Genomic DNA, 16,590 nt, shown 5'->3' on the forward strand with positions numbered 1-16,590 from the left:
TCTTTAATCTAGACGGTTAGTTTTGAGTTCTGAACTCTACTTAGCCGTCTTGCGGGAGACGTTGAGCTCGGTGTTCTTTACGTCGCTTTCATCCAACGGCTCTTCCGGCGCCTCGGAGCCTAGGTTGTGGCCCTCGGAGGTGCGGAAGGTCGGCTGGAAGTCCTTAGCTGCCGCAACCAATGCGTCCTTGGACTCATCGGTCAGCGGCTTGCCGCCGGAAATCTGCTCAAAGACCTCTGGGGTATTGGCATTGAGGTACTCGTGCACCTCGTTCTCGAAGCGGCGGACGTCTTCAACGGGAACGACGTCGAAGATGCCAGCCTCGGCGAGGTAGATGGAAACCATCTGGTACTCCACCGGCTGCGGGGAGGACTCCGACTGCTTCAGCAGTTCGACCAGACGGGAACCGCGCTCCAACTGAGCCTTGGAGGCAGCATCAAGGTCAGATGCGAATGCCGCGAAGGCCTGCAGGTCACGGTAGGAAGCCAGGTCCAGACGCAGGTTACCGGCGACCTTCTTCAGGCCCTTGGTCTGTGCAGCGCCACCGACACGGGAGACGGAAACACCGACGTTAATAGCCGGGCGAACGCCCTGGTTGAACAGGTCGGACTCCAAGAAGACCTGGCCGTCAGTAATGGAAATGACGTTGGTCGGAATGAAGGCGCCGACATCGTTTGCCTTGGTCTCGATGATCGGCAGGGCGGTCATGGAGCCGGCACCCATGTCGTCGGAAAGCTTTGCAGCACGCTCCAGCAGGCGGGAGTGCAGGTAGAATACGTCGCCTGGGTATGCCTCGCGTCCCGGCGGACGGCGCAGCAGCAAGGAAATGGCACGGTAGGCCTCAGCCTGCTTGGTCAAGTCATCGTAGATTACCAGGACGTGGTTGCCCTGGTACATCCAGTGCTGCCCCAGCGCTGCACCGGAGAACGGTGCTAACCACTTGAAGCCGGCGGAATCGGAAGCCGGTGCGGCCACGATGGTGGTGTAATCCAGTGCACCGTGCTCCTCAAGGGTGCGGCGCACGCCAGCGATGGTCGAGCCCTTCTGGCCGATAGCGACGTAAATGCAGCGTACCTGCTTGTCCTTGTCGCCAGACTCCCAGTTAGCCTTCTGGTTCAAAATGGTATCGATGCAGACCGCGGTCTTACCGGTCTTACGGTCACCGATGACCAGCTGGCGCTGGCCGCGGCCGATCGGGGTCATTGCGTCGATAGCCTTGATGCCGGTCTGCATTGGCTCTTCAACCGGCTGGCGCTGCAGCACGGATGGTGCCTGCAACTCGAGGACGCGCTCCTCTTCAGCGTTGATTGGGCCCATGCCGTCGATCGGCTGACCCAATGGGTTAATTACGCGGCCGAGGAATTCCTCGCCCACTGGGATGGAGAGAACCTCGCCGGTCCTCTTAACCTCGTCGCCCTCCTTGAGGGACTCGAAGTTGCCCAGGACCACGACACCGATGGAGTTAGTGTCAAGGTTCTGTGCGACGCCAATCACGCCGCCTGGGAACTCGAGCAGCTCATTCGCCATAACGGACGGCAGGCCAGAAACCTGCGCAATACCGTCAGCTGCCGAAATGACCACGCCGACCTCCTCACGGGAGGCCTCCGCGGAGTAGCTCGAGGTGTAGTTCGCAATCGCACTACGGATCTCGTCGGAGGAGATCGTCAGCTCCGCCATGTTCTTCCTGCTCTCGGTAGTATCTTCCAGCACTTACTTAAATCGTTTCTGTCGTTTCGGCTACGCCATCTGGGCACGCAGGCGGGCAATCTTGCCTGCCGTGGAGCCATCAATGACTTCATCGCCGACGCGGATGCGCATGCCACCGAGGAGGCTGGTGTCAACCTCAGAGTGAATGGACATCGCACGACCATAAATTTTGCCCAGCTTCTCAGCGAGTACTGCTTGCTGGCCTTCGTTTAGTTCACCCGCTGCGGTAACGCGCGCAATGGTGCGGTCCTGCAGGTCAGCTGCAGAATCAGCCAGAGCGGCTACGTCATCGATCGGGTTCTGCTCTGGGCGGGAGATGGCCTGAAGCACGAGTGCCTCAGTAAACATCGTGACCTTGCCGTAGAGCACGTTTGCCAGCAATCCGCGCTTGCGGGCGGAATCAGCAGTTCGGTCGGAAAGCAGCTGGGTGAGCTCGCCCTCACGGTCAAGGATCTGGGACAGGCGGAAGAGCTCGTCTTCTACCTGGCCCAGCTGACCCTGCGCCTCAGCACCACGCAACAGTGCGCGGCGGCCCAGGGACACCAAGCCCTTGACAAAGTCCTTCGGGGTTGACCACTGTGCGGCCGCAGCTTCCTGGATGATGAGCAATGCACCATCGGAAATCTTGGAGCCAAACAGGGTCTCAGCCAGGGACTTGCGTGCCTCGCTCGGGGCGGCGATATCGGTGAATGCGACGCGCAATTCGCGGTCTGCATCCAAGACATCGACAACCTCGAAGATATCCAGGCCCGCCTGCGCGGCGGTGGCGACATTGTTGTCGCCTCCCAGGATCTCATCCAAGCGGGTTTGTGAGGTTGCGAGTGCTTCGCGGCTAGCTGCCTTCATAGTTGCCTACTTTCCGGCCGGTGCCACAGAGTCGAGCTCGGACAAGAAGCCATCAATGGTGGAGGACTTCTTAGAGGCGTCGGAAAGCTCGCCGCCCAGAATCTTCTCCGCCAGGTTGATGGAGTTCTGGCCCATTTCGGAACGCAGCTCAGTAACAACCTGCGAGCGGGAAGCCTCCAGCTGCTTCTCGCCATTGGCGACGATGCGGCGGGACTCTTCTTCCGCGTTGGTCTTAGCCTCGGCCTCAATCTGCTTACCGCGCTCGCGCGCCTGCTCGCGGATTTCGGCTGCCTCTGCACGGGCATCGGCCAGCTGAGCATTGTACTTTTCCAGAGCAGCCTTAGCCTCGGCCTGCTGAGCCTTAGCGCGGTTCAAGCCGCCCTCGATCCGGTCTTCACGCTCCTGCAGCATCTTGGTGTACTTCGGAAGCACAAGCTTCCAGAACAACAAGAGAATTACAATGAAGCACAGCAAAGACCAGAAAATGTCATAATTCTTGGGCAGAAGCACGGAGAAGCTACCCGATCCCGGGTTCTCCCCTCCTTCTGCAGCAAGCATATAAACGACGTTATTCATAGGTCTCCCGTCTTAAAAGTTTCGGTTTGGAAAACTCGAGCTTTTAGAACAGGAAGCCGGCAACGAGGCCAATAAGTGCCAGGGCCTCAGTGAAGGCGATACCCAGGAACATGGTGGTACGAAGCTGACCGGCCATCTCCGGCTGGCGAGCCATAGCCTCAACGGTCTTGCCGGCGACGATGCCGATACCGATACCAGGACCAATAGCTGCTAGGCCGTAGCCAATAGTACCGAAGCCTTCAAACTTAGAAGCGGCGTCCGCTGCCAGAATGATCTCGTTCATGGTGAAAGTCGTTCCCTTTCGTAAATGTGTCAGCCCACAATCGGACTGAATGTCAATGTTGTGAAGTTAGGTGGTTTACTCGGTCGCGCTCGTCGACCTCGTCCTTAGTGCGAATCTGCGTGCAGGGACAGCTCAATGTACACCGCCGTCAACAGAGCGAAGATGTACGCCTGCAGGAAAATAACCAGAATCTCGAACAGGCTCATAGCCAAGCCCAAGACAACGGTTAATCCAGACAGGGCGGTCCACCCATTCAGCTGCCAGAAGAAGAAATTCGTAGCAGAGAAGAGAAGAACCAGGATGATGTGTCCAGCAAGGAAGTTCGCCATGAGACGAATAGCAAGGGTAACCGGTCGCAGAATGAACGTAGAGAAAAATTCAATCGGTACCACCAGCAAGTGCAGTAGCGGAGGCAAGTTCGGAATCACTACAGAGGAGCGAATGAACTTTCCCAAGCCGTAACGCTTAGCACCGGCGTAAATCATGGCGATATACGCAACGGCAGCCAAGACAATTGGCATACCAATACGACCGTTTGGCGAGACGTTTAGCCCCGGGATAACGGTCGCAACGTTCATAAACAAAACCGCGAAGAAGATGCTAGCGATAATTGGCAGAAATCGCTTTCCCTCCTTCTTACCCAAGATGTCCTCAGCGATATGTACACGGACAAAGTCGACCGCGTTTTCGCCCACATTCTGAAGGCCGGAAGGAACCAGCTTGGGGTTCTTAAAGGCGGCCCAGAATAGGATCACCACAATCAGCGTCATCAATATACGAATCAGCATCAGGCGATCAAGCGCGAACCATCCGCCGGCAAAGTCGCCGAAAAACAGATGGTCAGCATTCATTTGCCCCGGGAAGAATTCTTCACCTAGATCGGGCGTATGGAAGTGCCCTTTCATAGCCAATGTTGTAACGCTCAGCGTTCTCTCCCGTGTTCGGGCCACACAGCTTGTGAAAGCTTCTGTGGTGCGATGGACGTCTCAAACTCTCCGCCTTGAACACGGACTCCGTCGCACATCAGCGTGATCAAGGCAGGGATTTACCAGGACGGAAAGCAGGCTGGTGCCAACTACCGCGGTAACCCGAGGGAAATAGTATCAGCTAGATCAAGAGTTTTTGCACGTGGGGGCCCCAGTTTGCGAGTTGATCTTTCCCATAGCAGCGATCAAAGGATCAAAACCGCTATTTTCCGGCCAAATTCAAGAACGTGGAGTTCATCACACTGTTCTCTTTCACCTCCTCCTCGGGGGTGCCCATCTCCACTTCTGGCCGGTAGTGCACATAAAAAAGAGCTGTCCTCCGCCACGACATGCAAAGAACAGCACATCCCAAATTGAGGTCGCTAGAGTAACCGTATGGGACTTAGGATACGTAGGTAACCCTAGAGGTAACGACTCCCCAAACCTCGGTGCCTAATGTCACAACGAGAGCTAAAACCACCGTTATAAACAACGCCCAAGTGTCGTAGAAATCCAGATCGCGGATCAAGGCAAGCACACCAATAAGGACACTTAGCTTGATTAGCCACCCTCCTAGAACTAAGGCAATCGTTGTGGGCGGGGTAGATTTCGCGGTAAGGAGGACAGACCCAGCTGTAAAAAGCACGAAACCACCGCCAAAGGCAGCACCAATAGCAACTCCCCATACCCCAGGCATACCCTTCATACCGCCCCACACAGCGAGGGAAACGATTGTAATGGCAAGGAGAGCCTTTGCACCTAGGCTTACAGCTCGCTGTATTGGAAGTCGCGGGTCATCAAAGTCAGGATTCACTATTTGGTCACTCACGGCTACACACCCTACCTCACGTGGGCTCGGATTCCTTCACCACGACAGTCTCCCGCACAGCGGGGCCAATCTTTCCTTGCCGCAAAGGTACCAGGGTCGCCGCGAACGCCAAGAGCAAGGCAACGATGGTGACGCCAATGGCCACCGGCGCGGGCACGATGGAAAAGGACACCGCGCCGAAGGCCACGGCGGAGACCCACAGGTAAAGGACCAGCACAGTCCGGCGGTGGGTATGGCCGAGCGAGAGTAGGCGGTGATGGATGTGCGCCTTATCTGCAGCAAACGGCGAGCGGCCTTGAGACAGGCGGCGAATCACAGCCCAGACAAGGTCCAGGACTGGAATAAACACCGCTGCGACCACCACAATGATGGGCGACATCAAGGCGACAATGTCCACCGTGCCATAAAGCGACATGTTGATCTTGCCAGACGCGGAAGTCGAGGCCGCAGCGAGCAAGAGTCCAATAAGCATCGAGCCAGAATCGCCCATGAAGATGCGAGACGGTTCGAAGTTATGCGGCAAGAATCCAGCGCACATTCCCACCAGGGCAGCGCTGATGATGGCCGGTGGGTAGGCCGAGACTGCACCGCCTTGGTCGTGGAGAACCGTCAAAGAAAACACCAGAATTGCCCCGCCCGCAATCATGCCAAGGCCGGCCGCTAGACCATCGAGGCCGTCAACAAAGTTAATGGCATTGATGAGCAGAACGGTAAAAAATGCGGTAAGCAGGGTGCTTTGCAATTGGTCGAGGACTACCGTGGTACCGCCGCCAAAAGGGATGAAAAGCAGCGTCCAGGTAAGGCCCAGCCCGCTCATCAAGGTGGCTGCAAAGAGCTGGCCAAAAAGCTTCACTATCGCACTCAGTTCCACCAAGTCATCAACCACTCCGACAAGCACGAGCGCCAGGGCCGCCCACAGCACCGCATTCATCTCCGGAGTAACGGGCATAAATCCCCGAGTCAAGGCTGGAAGCTGGGCTGCGAGGAATATCGCCGCCACGAAGCCGGTAAACATGGCCACCCCACCCATGCGCGGGGTGGGCTGTGTGTGGGCGTCGCGCAGCCGAATCTCCGCCAAACGGCCGGTGCGCACCAAAAACGAGCGCACCACACCGGTGGTGAGATACGAAAATGCTGCTGCGACGAGGATGACGAGGGCCAGCTCGCGCAGCGGGACACCACTGCCGCTCACGCGAATTCCCCCTTAAGCCTGTGGGCGGGTTCGCAGGGTCTGCGCGTCGACGCCAATAACCTCGCCGATTTCCTCGGCCGAGAGCGCTCCTTCGCGCAGCAGGTACGGGCGCTCGCCGGAGAGATCAATGATGGTCGACGGCTTGCCAACGGCCGTCTCTCCCCCATCCAAGTAAACCGTCACGGCTTTACCAAGCTGCTGCTTGGCCATAAGCGCCGTGGTCGGCGGCTGGTGACCAGAGATATTGGCAGAGGAGACAGCCATGGGGCCAACCTCGCGCAGCAACTCGATGGCAATGGGATGCAACGGCATGCGCAGCATCACGGTGCCGCGGGTATCGCCGAGGTTCCACGGCAGGGACGGCGCTTGCGGAACGACGATGGACAGACCACCGGGCCAGAAGGCCTCCACCAAGTCACGCGCGGTATCGGTATAGGAAGCAACCAGACCGCGAACGGTATCCCAGGAACCCACCAATACCGGTACCGGCAAATCCGGGCCGCGTTGCTTGGTGGCCAAGAGGTTGGCTACGGCATCATTATCAAAGGCATCGCAGCCGAGGCCATAGAGCGTATCGGTGGGCATGACCACAAGGCGGCCGGATTGCGCAGCCTTGACCGCAATGTTCATGCCCTCTTCGCGCTCGGCATCATCGGCACAGTTAAAAATCTTTCCTTGCATAATCTTTTCCCCTTCTTGCCCTCAATGGTGTCCTAGTCTACCCCGCGCACCGCAGTGACAAAGCGAGGCGTTCCTGTCAGGTCTTGCAGCGCGGCGATCTGTTCAAAGCCGCCGTGTCGGGCCAATGCGGCTTGTACGGCGTCGCTCGTGGAATCGTCGTGTTCGATGACCACCTTGCCGCCCGGGCGCACAAGTCGCGCAATGGTCGGAATAAGGCCGGTAATGACCCCCATCCCATCCGCTCCGGCGAAGACCGCGTTATGCGGGTCGTGATATACCTCCGGTTCAAGATCCGGGGTCTCCGGCACGTAGGGCGGGTTGGTCACAAGGAGGTCCACGGTCCCATTCCAGTCCGCCAAAGTATCGTCGGCCGTGGCGTCGGCCTGGATGACCTCTACCCCGGTGTTATGGGTATTGGCTTGGGTGTAGGCCAGTGCGGCGTCGGCAAGCTCAACTGCCCTCACCTGCGTGTCAGGCAGATAGTGGTGGAGGTAGAGCGCCAACGCGCCCGTGCCGGTGCACAAATCAACCAGCCGCGGGCCTTCGGCATTGCGCACCGCCCAGTCCGCCATAACCTCGGTTTCCGGCCGCGGGATAAACACGCCCGGGCCCACCTTGAGCTCCAGCGGGCCGAACCAGGCGCTGCCAAGTACGTATTGCAAAGGCTCGCGGGCCTCCCGGCGGCGAAGCAGCGCATCAAAGGCCACGTCGAAGCCGCGCATAGGAGACTGTTCGAGCGGGATATCCATGTGGCCGCAGTGGATTAGGTGCGCGGCCATGATGCGTGCATCCCATTCAGGGCTGGCCACCCCGGCAGCACGAAGGCGCTGCACCCCGCGGCGCAGCGCCCGTCCATACGTGTTATCCACGCTGGTTTACCCCTCGGCCTCGAGGCGCTCAGCGCGCTCTTCGTCCTGCAGGGCCTTAATAAGGTCATTCATGTCACCGTTCAACACGGAATCCAAGTTATTGGCCTTGTAACCAATGCGGTGATCCGTGATGCGGTTTTCCGGCCAGTTATAGGTGCGGATACGCTCGGAACGGTCCATGGTGCGCACCTGAGAGGCCCGCTGCTCGCCGGCCTCAGCCTCGCGGGCCTCGCGCTCCATTTGATCCAGACGGGCCTGCAGAACCTGCAGCGCACGCGCCTTATTCTGAATCTGGGAACGCTCCTTCTGGCAGGTCACGATAAGCCCAGTAGGCAGGTGGGTAATACGCACCGCGGAGTCGGTGGTGTTCACGCCCTGACCGCCCTTACCGGAAGAACGGTAGACGTCGACGCGAATATCCTTGTCATCGATATTGACGGACTCGACCTCTTCCGGCTCCGGGTAGACCAGCACGCCGGCGGCAGAGGTCTGAATGCGACCCTGGGACTCGGTAACCGGAACACGTTGCACGCGGTGCACGCCGCCCTCAAACTTGAATACGGACCATGCACCATCGCGCGACGGGGACTTGGAGCGGAAGGAAATGGTCATATCCTTCACACCGCCCAAATCGGACTCATTGAGGCCCAAGACCTCCCAATTAAAGCCCGTCTTGTCCGCATAACGCTCGTACATGCGGGCCAAGTCGCCGGCAAAGAGGGCCGCTTCTTCGCCGCCTGCGCCGGCCTTGATTTCCATAATGATGTCCTCGGAATCCTGCTCATCGCGCGGCGCGAGCAGGTCAGCGAGCTTTTCTTCCAAGCTCTCCACGGACTTTTCTAGGCGGTCCGCTTCCTCCTGGAAGTCATGGTCCTCATAGGCCATCTCCTTAGCATCAGCGAGATCCTCGCGCGCCTGGGTGAGCTCATCATTAACCATGATGATGGGGCGCAGCTCCGCGTAGCGCTTGGAGAGCTTGCGGAATTGTTTCTGGTCGCCGGCTACTTCCGGATCGGCCATCTGCATCTCAATGCCCTGGTACTCGGACACGATGTCATCAACGAGCGAAACCTGATTAGACATAATCTTCTTCATCCTTATCCGCAGCCATCGGGGCCGAGGAGGCCACCTGCATCAAGAACTCGCCATTGGAGCGGGTCTTCTTCAGCTGCTTAATGAGCAGGTCAATGGCCTGGTGGGAGTCCAGGGCGGAGAGGATGCGACGCAGCTTGGTCATGATGCGTGCTTCCTCTGGAACGAGCAGCAGTTCGTCCTTACGGGTGCCGGACGGGTTGACGTCTACGGCCGGGAAGACGCGACGCTCGGAAATGCCACGGTCCAGTTTTAGTTCGGCGTTGCCCGTGCCCTTGAATTCCTCGAAGATGACGGTATCGCCGGTAGAGCCAGTCTCCACCATGGCGGTGGCGATAATCGTCAGCGAACCACCCTCTTCGATATTGCGGGCGGCACCCAGGAAACGCTTTGGCGGGTAGAGCGCATTGGAGTCCACACCGCCGGAGAGAATGCGGCCAGAAGCCGGGGAGGAATTGTTATAAGCGCGGCCGAGGCGGGTAATGGAATCCAGCAAGACCACGACGTCCTTGCCCTGCTCCACCAGGCGCTTGGCGCGCTCGATAGCCAGCTCCGCCACGGAGGTGTGCTCTGATGGCGGGCGGTCAAAGGTGGAGGCAATTACCTCACCGTTGACGGAGCGTTGCATGTCCGTAACCTCCTCAGGGCGCTCGTCTACGAGGACGACCATGAGGTAGCACTCCGGGTTATTGGTAGAAATCGCGTTGGCGATATTCTGCAGAATCGTCGTCTTACCGGCCTTTGGCGGGGAGACGATAAGCGCGCGCTGGCCCTTACCAATCGGCATGATGAGGTCAATGACGCGGGTGGTGAGGATCTTCGGATCCGTTTCCAAACGCAGGCGCTTATTCGGGTACAGCGGGGTCAGCTTATTAAAGTGCGGGCGCTGCTTTGCGCCTTCCGGATCAATGCCATTGACGGTATCGACCTGTACCAGCTGGTTGTACTTGCGGCGGTTGCGGCCATTGCCGTGCGTATGCGTCGGGCCAGAAACCTTGACCTGACCGGTAATGGCGTCACCAGAGCGCAGGCCTAGGCGGCGGACGATGCCGTTGTTGACAAAGACGTCGGAAGCCGCGGCGCGGTAGCCCGTGGTGCGCAGGAAAGCGACATTATTGTCTACGACGTCCAAAATGCCGCCGACAGCCTGCAGCTCATCGCCCTCGCGGACCTGCAAATCATTGCCGCCATTATTGTCATTGTTATTTCCGCGGCCGCGGCGGTTGCGGCGGTTGCGGCGCCCACGGCGATTGCCGCGCTCGTGGTTATTGTTGTCCTCGTGGCGGTTGCCGCGCTGCTTATTTTCGCCGCGGTCATTCTTCTCGCCCTGATTATCGGAGCCATCCTGGGAGTTATTGCCGCGGTTGTCCTTAGCGCCGCCCTGCTCCTCGTTGCGGTTGCGCTCCTCGCGCTCTTGCCGTTCTTGGCGCTCCTGACGCTCTTGGCGGCGGGCGCGGTTGCGGCGAGCGCGGCGGGCCTGGGAGCGCGATTCATAGCGCTGCTCCTCGCCAGAGCTCTGCTGGCGGTTATCCTGCTTCTCGCCGGATTCTTCCTGCTTTTCCGCCTTCTGCGGCGCATCTTCCTGCGCCTTTTTCCGCGGCTTATCTGCTTTCTCAGGCTTCTCTGCCTTCTCCGCCTTTTCCACCTTGGCCTTGGCCTTAGGCGGAACCTTTCCGGTTTTGATGGCGGTGATGAGATCCCCCTTGCGCAGGGCAGAGACACCACGTAGGCCGCGCTCTGCGGCCATTTTGCGCAATTCCGGCAGCTTCAGGGATGCAAGATCCTGTGCTGCGGTGTTGTCCGTTTCGCTCACGGATATCCTTTCGTTGCTTGACCAGGTCCGATTATGCGGGAGCCGCCGCAGCCTATGCTCGCGGCGTTGCACTGGAAGCCAATGTGTATTTTTCTAGGACTTCTCGCCCTCGTGCCAAGGCGCATGCGCGTCCTGCCGGGCAATAAGTATGAGGCCTCTTCCGTGTCCTTGTGGAGACTTCGCACAGCGAGTGCACGAACCGGAAGAAATCAAGAAACGACTGCGGGCAAAAATACTTCTCTGGGCCCGAATGCATAGGAAAGGGGAGCTAAAACTTTCCGGTTTCCTACCAGTCGCAAACAAGTATAACGCATAGGGAGCAACGCCCGCACCATGACACCGCTACAGTAGAGGCATGCTTTCCACGATGATGGATATCCCCCTCTCCCTGACCCGCATTTTGGAATACGGTGCCTCGGTACACGGGGACACCACGGTTACCACCTGGCACGGTGAGGGCACCGGCTCAGAATTCGATCCGGCCGAGGAAGTTACCTTCCGCGATATCGCTGCCCGCGCCGCCGCGTTCGCCCACGCCATTCACGATGAATTGGGTATCACCAGCGATGAGCGCGTGGGCAGCTTTATGTGGAATTGCGCCGAGCACTTGGAGGTAATGTTCGGCACCGCCTGCAAGGGCGCGATTTTTGCCCCGCTGAATAAGCAGCTGATGAATGACCAGATCCGCCACATTATTAACCATGCGGAAATCTCCGCCATCGTGTGCGATCCCCGCTTGGCGCAGCAGCTGGGCAAGGTGCTCGTGGGCACCGACTCCGTGGGAAGCGTCATCATCACCGGCGCCCAACCAGCGCAGCAGTTTGCTCACCTTTTCCCCCGCGGGGTCGAGGTGTATTCCTATGAGGCTCTTATCGACGGCCGCTCTACCGTCTATGACTGGCCCGAACTAGATGAGCGCACGGCCGCGGCGCTGTGCTATTCCACGGGCACCACGGGCGCACCCAAGGGAGTGCTGTATTCACACCGGTCTCTCTATTTGGAGGCCATGCAGCTGCGTTCCTCAGACTCGCTGTGCATTACCCACGGCGAGACCTTCCTGTGCTGCATTCCTATCTGCCACGTGCTCAGCTGGGGCGTTCCCTTCACCTGTTTCATGACCGGAACTCCGCTCGTGCTTCCCGACGCCGATGTGTCCGCCCCCACCCTAGCCAAAGCCATCGCCGCTACCTCTCCGCGCGTGGCACACGGCGTGCCCACCATTTGGATTCAGCTCTTTGTCCACTACATGCACCACCCTCCAGAGCGCATGACGCTCACCGAGATCTACGCCGGCGGCTCCCCCGTCCCGCCGACGCTGATCAAGATGTGGGAAGAGCGCTACGGCGTCGATGTGGTCCACGTGTGGGGCATGGTGGAAACCTCCACCGTGGGCAGCGTTGCCCGCCCACCCCAGGGCGCCTCCGGCGATACCCGCTGGGCCTACCGCGTATCCCAAGGCCGCATCCCCGCCTCACTGGAATACCGCGTGGTCAACGACGGCCAAGTCGTCGCTCGCACCGACCGCAATGCCGGAGAGCTGCAGGTGCGCGGCAACCTGGTCACCGGTTCCTACTACCACTCGCCCACCGCTGAGCCGGGCGAAGTCGCCTCCGAATTCCGCGGCAAGCAAGTCGAGGCCGCGGAGGATAAGTTCACCGCCGATGGCTGGCTGCGCACTGGCGACGTCGGCTCTGTTACCAAGGACGGCTTCCTTACCGTGGAGGACCGCGCCCGCGATGTCATTCGCTCCGGCGGCGAATGGATCTATTCCGTGCAGTTAGAAAACCTCATCATGTCCGACGAGCTTGTCGTCGAGGCCGCCGTCATCGGCTACCCCGATAAGCAATGGGTCGAGCGCCCACTCGCCGTCACAGTATTGGCCGAGGGCGCCTCGCCCACGATCGAAACCGCAGAGCGCCTGCGCGCCAGCATGCGCAAGGAACTGCCGAGCTGGATGCTGCCGGAGTATTGGACCTTTGTGAAGTCCATCGATAAGACATCCGTGGGCAAGTTCGATAAGAAAGATTTGCGCGCCCACCTGGCAGAGGGCGAGTACAACATCATCCGGCTCAAGGGCCCGGGTGAATCCCAGCGGCTCGACGTCACCGGCGCCGCCGATTTAAGCCGGGAAAACTAGGAATAAATTCGCGTCAGTCGCCGTTGCAGCTTGGTGTACCTCGTCCCCTCTCTTAGACTGGCACCAATGACCTCTTCCTCCCAGCAGCCCGTGGTTTCCTTGCCCCTGCCTACCGTAGGCCGAGCGAAACCGCCGGCGGATCTACCTGCACCAGCCGCTGATGGCACGCGCGCACTGCTGGATCGCTATGGACGCCAAGCCCGTGACCTGCGCGTCTCCCTCACGGATCGCTGCAACCTGCGTTGCACCTATTGCATGCCGGCCGAAGGTTTGGAGTGGATGCCCACAGAGCAAACCTTGAGCGATGAGGAAACCATCCGGCTGATCCGCATAGGCGTCGGCAAGCTGGGCATCCGCCAAGTGCGCTTTACTGGCGGCGAGCCCCTGCTGCGCAAGTCGCTGGAGAAGATTATTGCCGCGACCAAGGAGCTGCGCACCGACCAGGGTCGCGCCCCTTCCACCGCGCTGACCACCAACGGGCTTGGCCTAGAAAAGCGCGCCGGCGCCCTCGCCGCGGCCGGGCTCGACCGCATCAATATCTCGCTCGACACCATCGACCGCGAGCGCTACGCCGCGCTCACCCGCCGCGACCGGCTCGACCACGTGTTGCAGGCCATCGCCGCCGCGGATGCCGCGGGCCTGCACCCCATCAAGATCAACGCCGTGGTCATGCCCGGGGTCAACGAAGAAGACATCGTTCCGCTGGCGGACTATGCCGTCCACCACGGCGCCCAGCTCCGCTTCATCGAGCAGATGCCGCTCGGGCCCCGCGAGCAGTGGCGCCGCGAGGACATGGTCACGGCCGAAGATATCCTCGCCCGACTGCGCACCCACTTTTCCATGGCGCCGGCACGCGAACCACGCGGTTCCGCCCCCGCCGCCCTGTGGGAGGTCAGCGCTCCGGATGGCACGCACGGCACGCTGGGTATCATTGCCTCGGTCACCCACCCTTTCTGCGGCGATTGCGACCGCACCCGCCTTACTACCGACGGCGCCATTCGCAATTGCCTCTTTGGCAATTCCGAAACCCCGCTGCGGGACCTGCTGCGCTCCGGCGCGAGCGATGCAGAGATCATGGAGGCTTGGGCGGGGGAAATGTGGACCAAAAAGCCCGGTCACGGCATTGATGACGAGGGCTTTCTCCAACCTGACCGTCCGATGTCCGCCATTGGCGGCTAACCTGAGTCTTATGTCCACGCCCCGCAGCATCTCCGCGCACCTCGATGCCGTCCTCGCGCTGGCTTCGACTCCACCGGCCGAGTCCGCGCCTGTCGACGCCTCCCTCATCGGCCGCGTCCTCGCCGCCGACGCCACCGCGCGCTTCCCCGTGCCGCCCCAGGCCAATTCGGCGATGGATGGCTTCCTCGTCCATGCCGCGGATCTTTCCTCCTCCGCGCCATGGACCCTCCCCGTCGCCGGCGATGTACCCGCCGGCGCGGCTCCCATCGATGTGCCCGCCGGCCACGCCGTGCGCATCATGACCGGTGCCCCCGTGGCCGATACCGCAGGAATGCTCGTCGTTCCCGTGGAAAACACCACCACCCCGGCCGGCCCGGTAGCATTTCCGGACGAGGTCACCATTACGGAGGCCCCCACCAAGTCGCATATTCGCCCCGCTGGCGAGGACATCCAGCCCGGCGCGCCAGTCGCCACCGCCGGCACGCTTATCGATGCCGCCGTCATCGCCGCGCTCACCTCCGCCGGTGTATATACCGTTACGGCCTTTCGCCGCCCGCGCATCGCGGTCATTTCTTCCGGCGAAGAACTCGTCTCTTCCCCCGCGCAGCTCGCCCCCGGCCAACTACCGGATTCCAATGGCCCGATGCTCGCTGCCCTTGCAGGTGCAGACGCACACGTCCACGTGGGTGATGCCCCTGCGGACCTCGCCTCTGCGCTAGATGAGCTAGCCCCCTCCCACGACCTCATCATCACTTCAGGTGGGGTATCCGCCGGCGCCTTCGACGTCGTCCACACCGTACTCGGGCGCACGGATTCCGCGTGGTTCGGACACGTCGATCAGCGCCCGGGCGCCCCGCAGGGCTACTCGCTGTGGAATGACACCCCGGTGCTGTGCTTGCCCGGCAACCCCGTAGCGGCCTTCGTCGATTTCCAGCTCTATGCCCGGCCACTTATCGCCGCACTGTCCGGACACCCCGCGCCACGCCAGCGGGTCAACCTGCGCGCCCGGGTGGATTCGCCCCTTCCCGCCTCCCGCGGACGGCCGACCATTGTTCCCGTCACCGTAGACTTTCAGGCAGCGCCCGCCATCACCTCGCACCTGCCCCACGGCAGTCACCGCATCGTGTCGCTGGCCGGCACCAATGGCTTTTGCCTCATTGACTCCGAGCCGCCGGCCATGGGCGAGGACATCACCGTTTATCTGTATTAAGGAGTAACCATGGAATTTACCCACCTGAACTCTGACGGCGCCGCCTACATGGTCGACGTCACCGAGAAGCAGCCCACGGTGCGCACCGCCACCGCTGAGGGCGAGGTAGCCTGTTCCCCGGAAGTCATGACCGCCTTGCGCGATGGCACCGTGCCCAAGGGCGATGTCCTCGCCGTTGCCCGCATCGCCGGCATTTCGGCCGCCAAGAAGGTCCCCGAGCTACTTCCCTTGGCACACACCATCGGCGTACACGGCTGCGCAGTCGAGCTCACGCTTGCCGACGACCACGTGTCCATCTCCGCCACCGTCCGCACCGCCGACCGCACCGGCGTGGAAATGGAGGCTCTGACGGCCGTGAACGTTTCCGCGCTCGCCATCATCGACATGGTCAAGGGCGTGGACCGCTCCGCGTATATCCGCCGCTGCGGAATCGTGGCGAAATCCGGCGGCCGTTCCGGGGACTGGTCCCGCACCCTCCCGGAGTCCTAATGCTCGGCGCGGTCATCCTCGCCGGCGGCCACGGCAGGCGCATGGGTGGCGCCGATAAGGCCTCCCTTTTTGTCCACGGCACGCGCTTTATCGACCGCCTGCTCGCCCAGCTTCCCTACGGCACCCCGACCGTGGCTGTCTCCCCGCATCGCCTCGGCGTGCCCCAGGTGTGCGAGTCACCGCTCTACGGTGGTCCAGTCGCCGGCATCGCGGCCGGCACCCAGGCGTTAGCCCACTGCTCCGAGCTCGCCCTCTTCGCCGTGGATGCCCCCGATTCGCCGCTACTGCTTCCCCGTCTGCGCTCGACCCTCGCCTCCTCCACGGCCGATGCCGTACTCACCCGCGCCGCCGACGGCTACCTCCAGCCGCTGTGTTCCCTCTGGCGCGCTCCCGCGCTCCAAGCTCAGCTCGAATCTCTTCCTACGGCGCGGAACGTCTCCGTCCGTCGCCTCATCCATGGCGCCAACTTCATCGAGATTCCCGGCACCGGCGCCGAACGCGACTACGACACCCGCGCGGAGCTGCGCGAGCTTCCTGCGTTCACTCCCCACACCGCCCTTCGCGCTCACCGGCAGCCGCTGACCTAACCAACCGCCTCCGCCCGTGAGCGCCAAGGGACGAGCGGCTACCTCCCAACCCTTCGCGCTCACTGAGAGCCGCAGCAAGCGCGAAATCGCCGCCTCCGTGAGCGCGAAGGGTGGACGATCTCGCGTCAATACAGA

At 61.0% G+C, this 16,590-nt stretch carries 16 protein-coding genes; 5 read left to right on the forward strand and 11 right to left on the reverse strand.

Annotated elements, in window-relative coordinates:
- Positions 1-36 precede the first annotated feature (36 nt).
- From atpA to rho, 11 genes are all read right to left on the reverse strand, one after another.
- Positions 37-1,677, reverse strand: a complete 1,641-nt coding sequence (atpA, locus tag LG376_RS10615) for a F0F1 ATP synthase subunit alpha (RefSeq protein ID WP_225747388.1) — start codon at positions 1,675-1,677, stop codon at positions 37-39.
- Positions 1,678-1,737: 60 nt separating this feature from the next.
- Positions 1,738-2,553 carry a F0F1 ATP synthase subunit delta gene (locus LG376_RS10620; protein WP_198492896.1) on the reverse strand — a complete coding sequence of 272 codons (816 nt, stop codon included), beginning with the start codon at positions 2,551-2,553 and terminating at the stop codon, positions 1,738-1,740.
- 6 nt (positions 2,554-2,559) lie between these two features.
- Positions 2,560-3,129: a F0F1 ATP synthase subunit B gene (locus tag LG376_RS10625; RefSeq protein WP_005327643.1), complete on the reverse strand. Its 570-nt coding sequence runs from the start codon at positions 3,127-3,129 to the stop codon at positions 2,560-2,562.
- A gap of 43 nt (positions 3,130-3,172) precedes the next feature.
- Positions 3,173-3,412 (reverse strand): ATP synthase F0 subunit C, encoded by a 240-nt coding sequence (locus tag LG376_RS10630; RefSeq protein WP_005323383.1) that lies wholly within the window; start codon positions 3,410-3,412, stop codon positions 3,173-3,175.
- 104 nt (positions 3,413-3,516) lie between these two features.
- On the reverse strand, positions 3,517-4,317 hold the full coding sequence (atpB, locus tag LG376_RS10635; protein WP_005323384.1) for a F0F1 ATP synthase subunit A: 801 nt from the start codon (positions 4,315-4,317) through the stop codon (positions 3,517-3,519).
- 463 nt (positions 4,318-4,780) lie between these two features.
- Entirely contained in the window at positions 4,781-5,206 is a 426-nt protein-coding gene (locus tag LG376_RS10640; RefSeq protein ID WP_370633388.1) for a hypothetical protein, read from the reverse strand.
- 16 nt (positions 5,207-5,222) lie between these two features.
- Positions 5,223-6,398 (reverse strand): MraY family glycosyltransferase, encoded by a 1,176-nt coding sequence (locus LG376_RS10645; protein WP_225747092.1) that lies wholly within the window; start codon positions 6,396-6,398, stop codon positions 5,223-5,225.
- 12 nt (positions 6,399-6,410) lie between these two features.
- Positions 6,411-7,079, reverse strand: coding sequence for an L-threonylcarbamoyladenylate synthase (locus LG376_RS10650; protein ID WP_225747093.1), 669 nt, complete (start codon positions 7,077-7,079; stop codon positions 6,411-6,413).
- A 32-nt stretch (positions 7,080-7,111) separates the two neighbouring features.
- Positions 7,112-7,948, reverse strand: a complete 837-nt coding sequence (prmC, locus tag LG376_RS10655; RefSeq protein ID WP_225747094.1) for a peptide chain release factor N(5)-glutamine methyltransferase — start codon at positions 7,946-7,948, stop codon at positions 7,112-7,114.
- Between the two features lie 6 nt (positions 7,949-7,954).
- Entirely contained in the window at positions 7,955-9,031 is a 1,077-nt protein-coding gene (prfA, locus tag LG376_RS10660; protein WP_225747095.1) for a peptide chain release factor 1, read from the reverse strand.
- Positions 9,024-10,853, reverse strand: a complete 1,830-nt coding sequence (rho, locus tag LG376_RS10665) for a transcription termination factor Rho (protein WP_225747096.1) — start codon at positions 10,851-10,853, stop codon at positions 9,024-9,026. Before rho ends, prfA begins: the two co-directional genes overlap by 8 nt.
- 355 nt (positions 10,854-11,208) lie before the next feature.
- Between rho and LG376_RS10670 the strand changes: the two genes are divergently transcribed.
- From LG376_RS10670 to LG376_RS10690, 5 genes are all read left to right on the forward strand, one after another.
- Positions 11,209-12,990, forward strand: a complete 1,782-nt coding sequence (locus LG376_RS10670; RefSeq protein WP_225747097.1) for a long-chain fatty-acid--CoA ligase — start codon at positions 11,209-11,211, stop codon at positions 12,988-12,990.
- 66 nt (positions 12,991-13,056) lie between these two features.
- A complete protein-coding gene (gene moaA, locus LG376_RS10675; protein WP_225747098.1) occupies positions 13,057-14,169 on the forward strand; it encodes a GTP 3',8-cyclase MoaA in 1,113 nt (370 codons plus the stop codon).
- Between the two features lie 10 nt (positions 14,170-14,179).
- Entirely contained in the window at positions 14,180-15,379 is a 1,200-nt protein-coding gene (locus tag LG376_RS10680; protein ID WP_225747099.1) for a molybdopterin molybdotransferase MoeA, read from the forward strand.
- Between the two features lie 9 nt (positions 15,380-15,388).
- Positions 15,389-15,868 carry a cyclic pyranopterin monophosphate synthase MoaC gene (moaC, locus tag LG376_RS10685; protein WP_198492889.1) on the forward strand — a complete coding sequence of 160 codons (480 nt, stop codon included), beginning with the start codon at positions 15,389-15,391 and terminating at the stop codon, positions 15,866-15,868.
- A complete protein-coding gene (locus tag LG376_RS10690; protein WP_225747100.1) occupies positions 15,868-16,455 on the forward strand; it encodes a molybdenum cofactor guanylyltransferase in 588 nt (195 codons plus the stop codon). The genes moaC and LG376_RS10690 overlap by 1 nt, the downstream gene beginning before the upstream one ends.
- The last annotated feature ends 135 nt before the right edge of the window (positions 16,456-16,590 follow it).

Source organism: Corynebacterium sp. Marseille-P4611, from assembly GCF_916618765.1.
In the GTDB taxonomy this organism is placed as follows: Bacteria; Actinomycetota; Actinomycetes; order Mycobacteriales; family Mycobacteriaceae; genus Corynebacterium; species Corynebacterium marquesiae.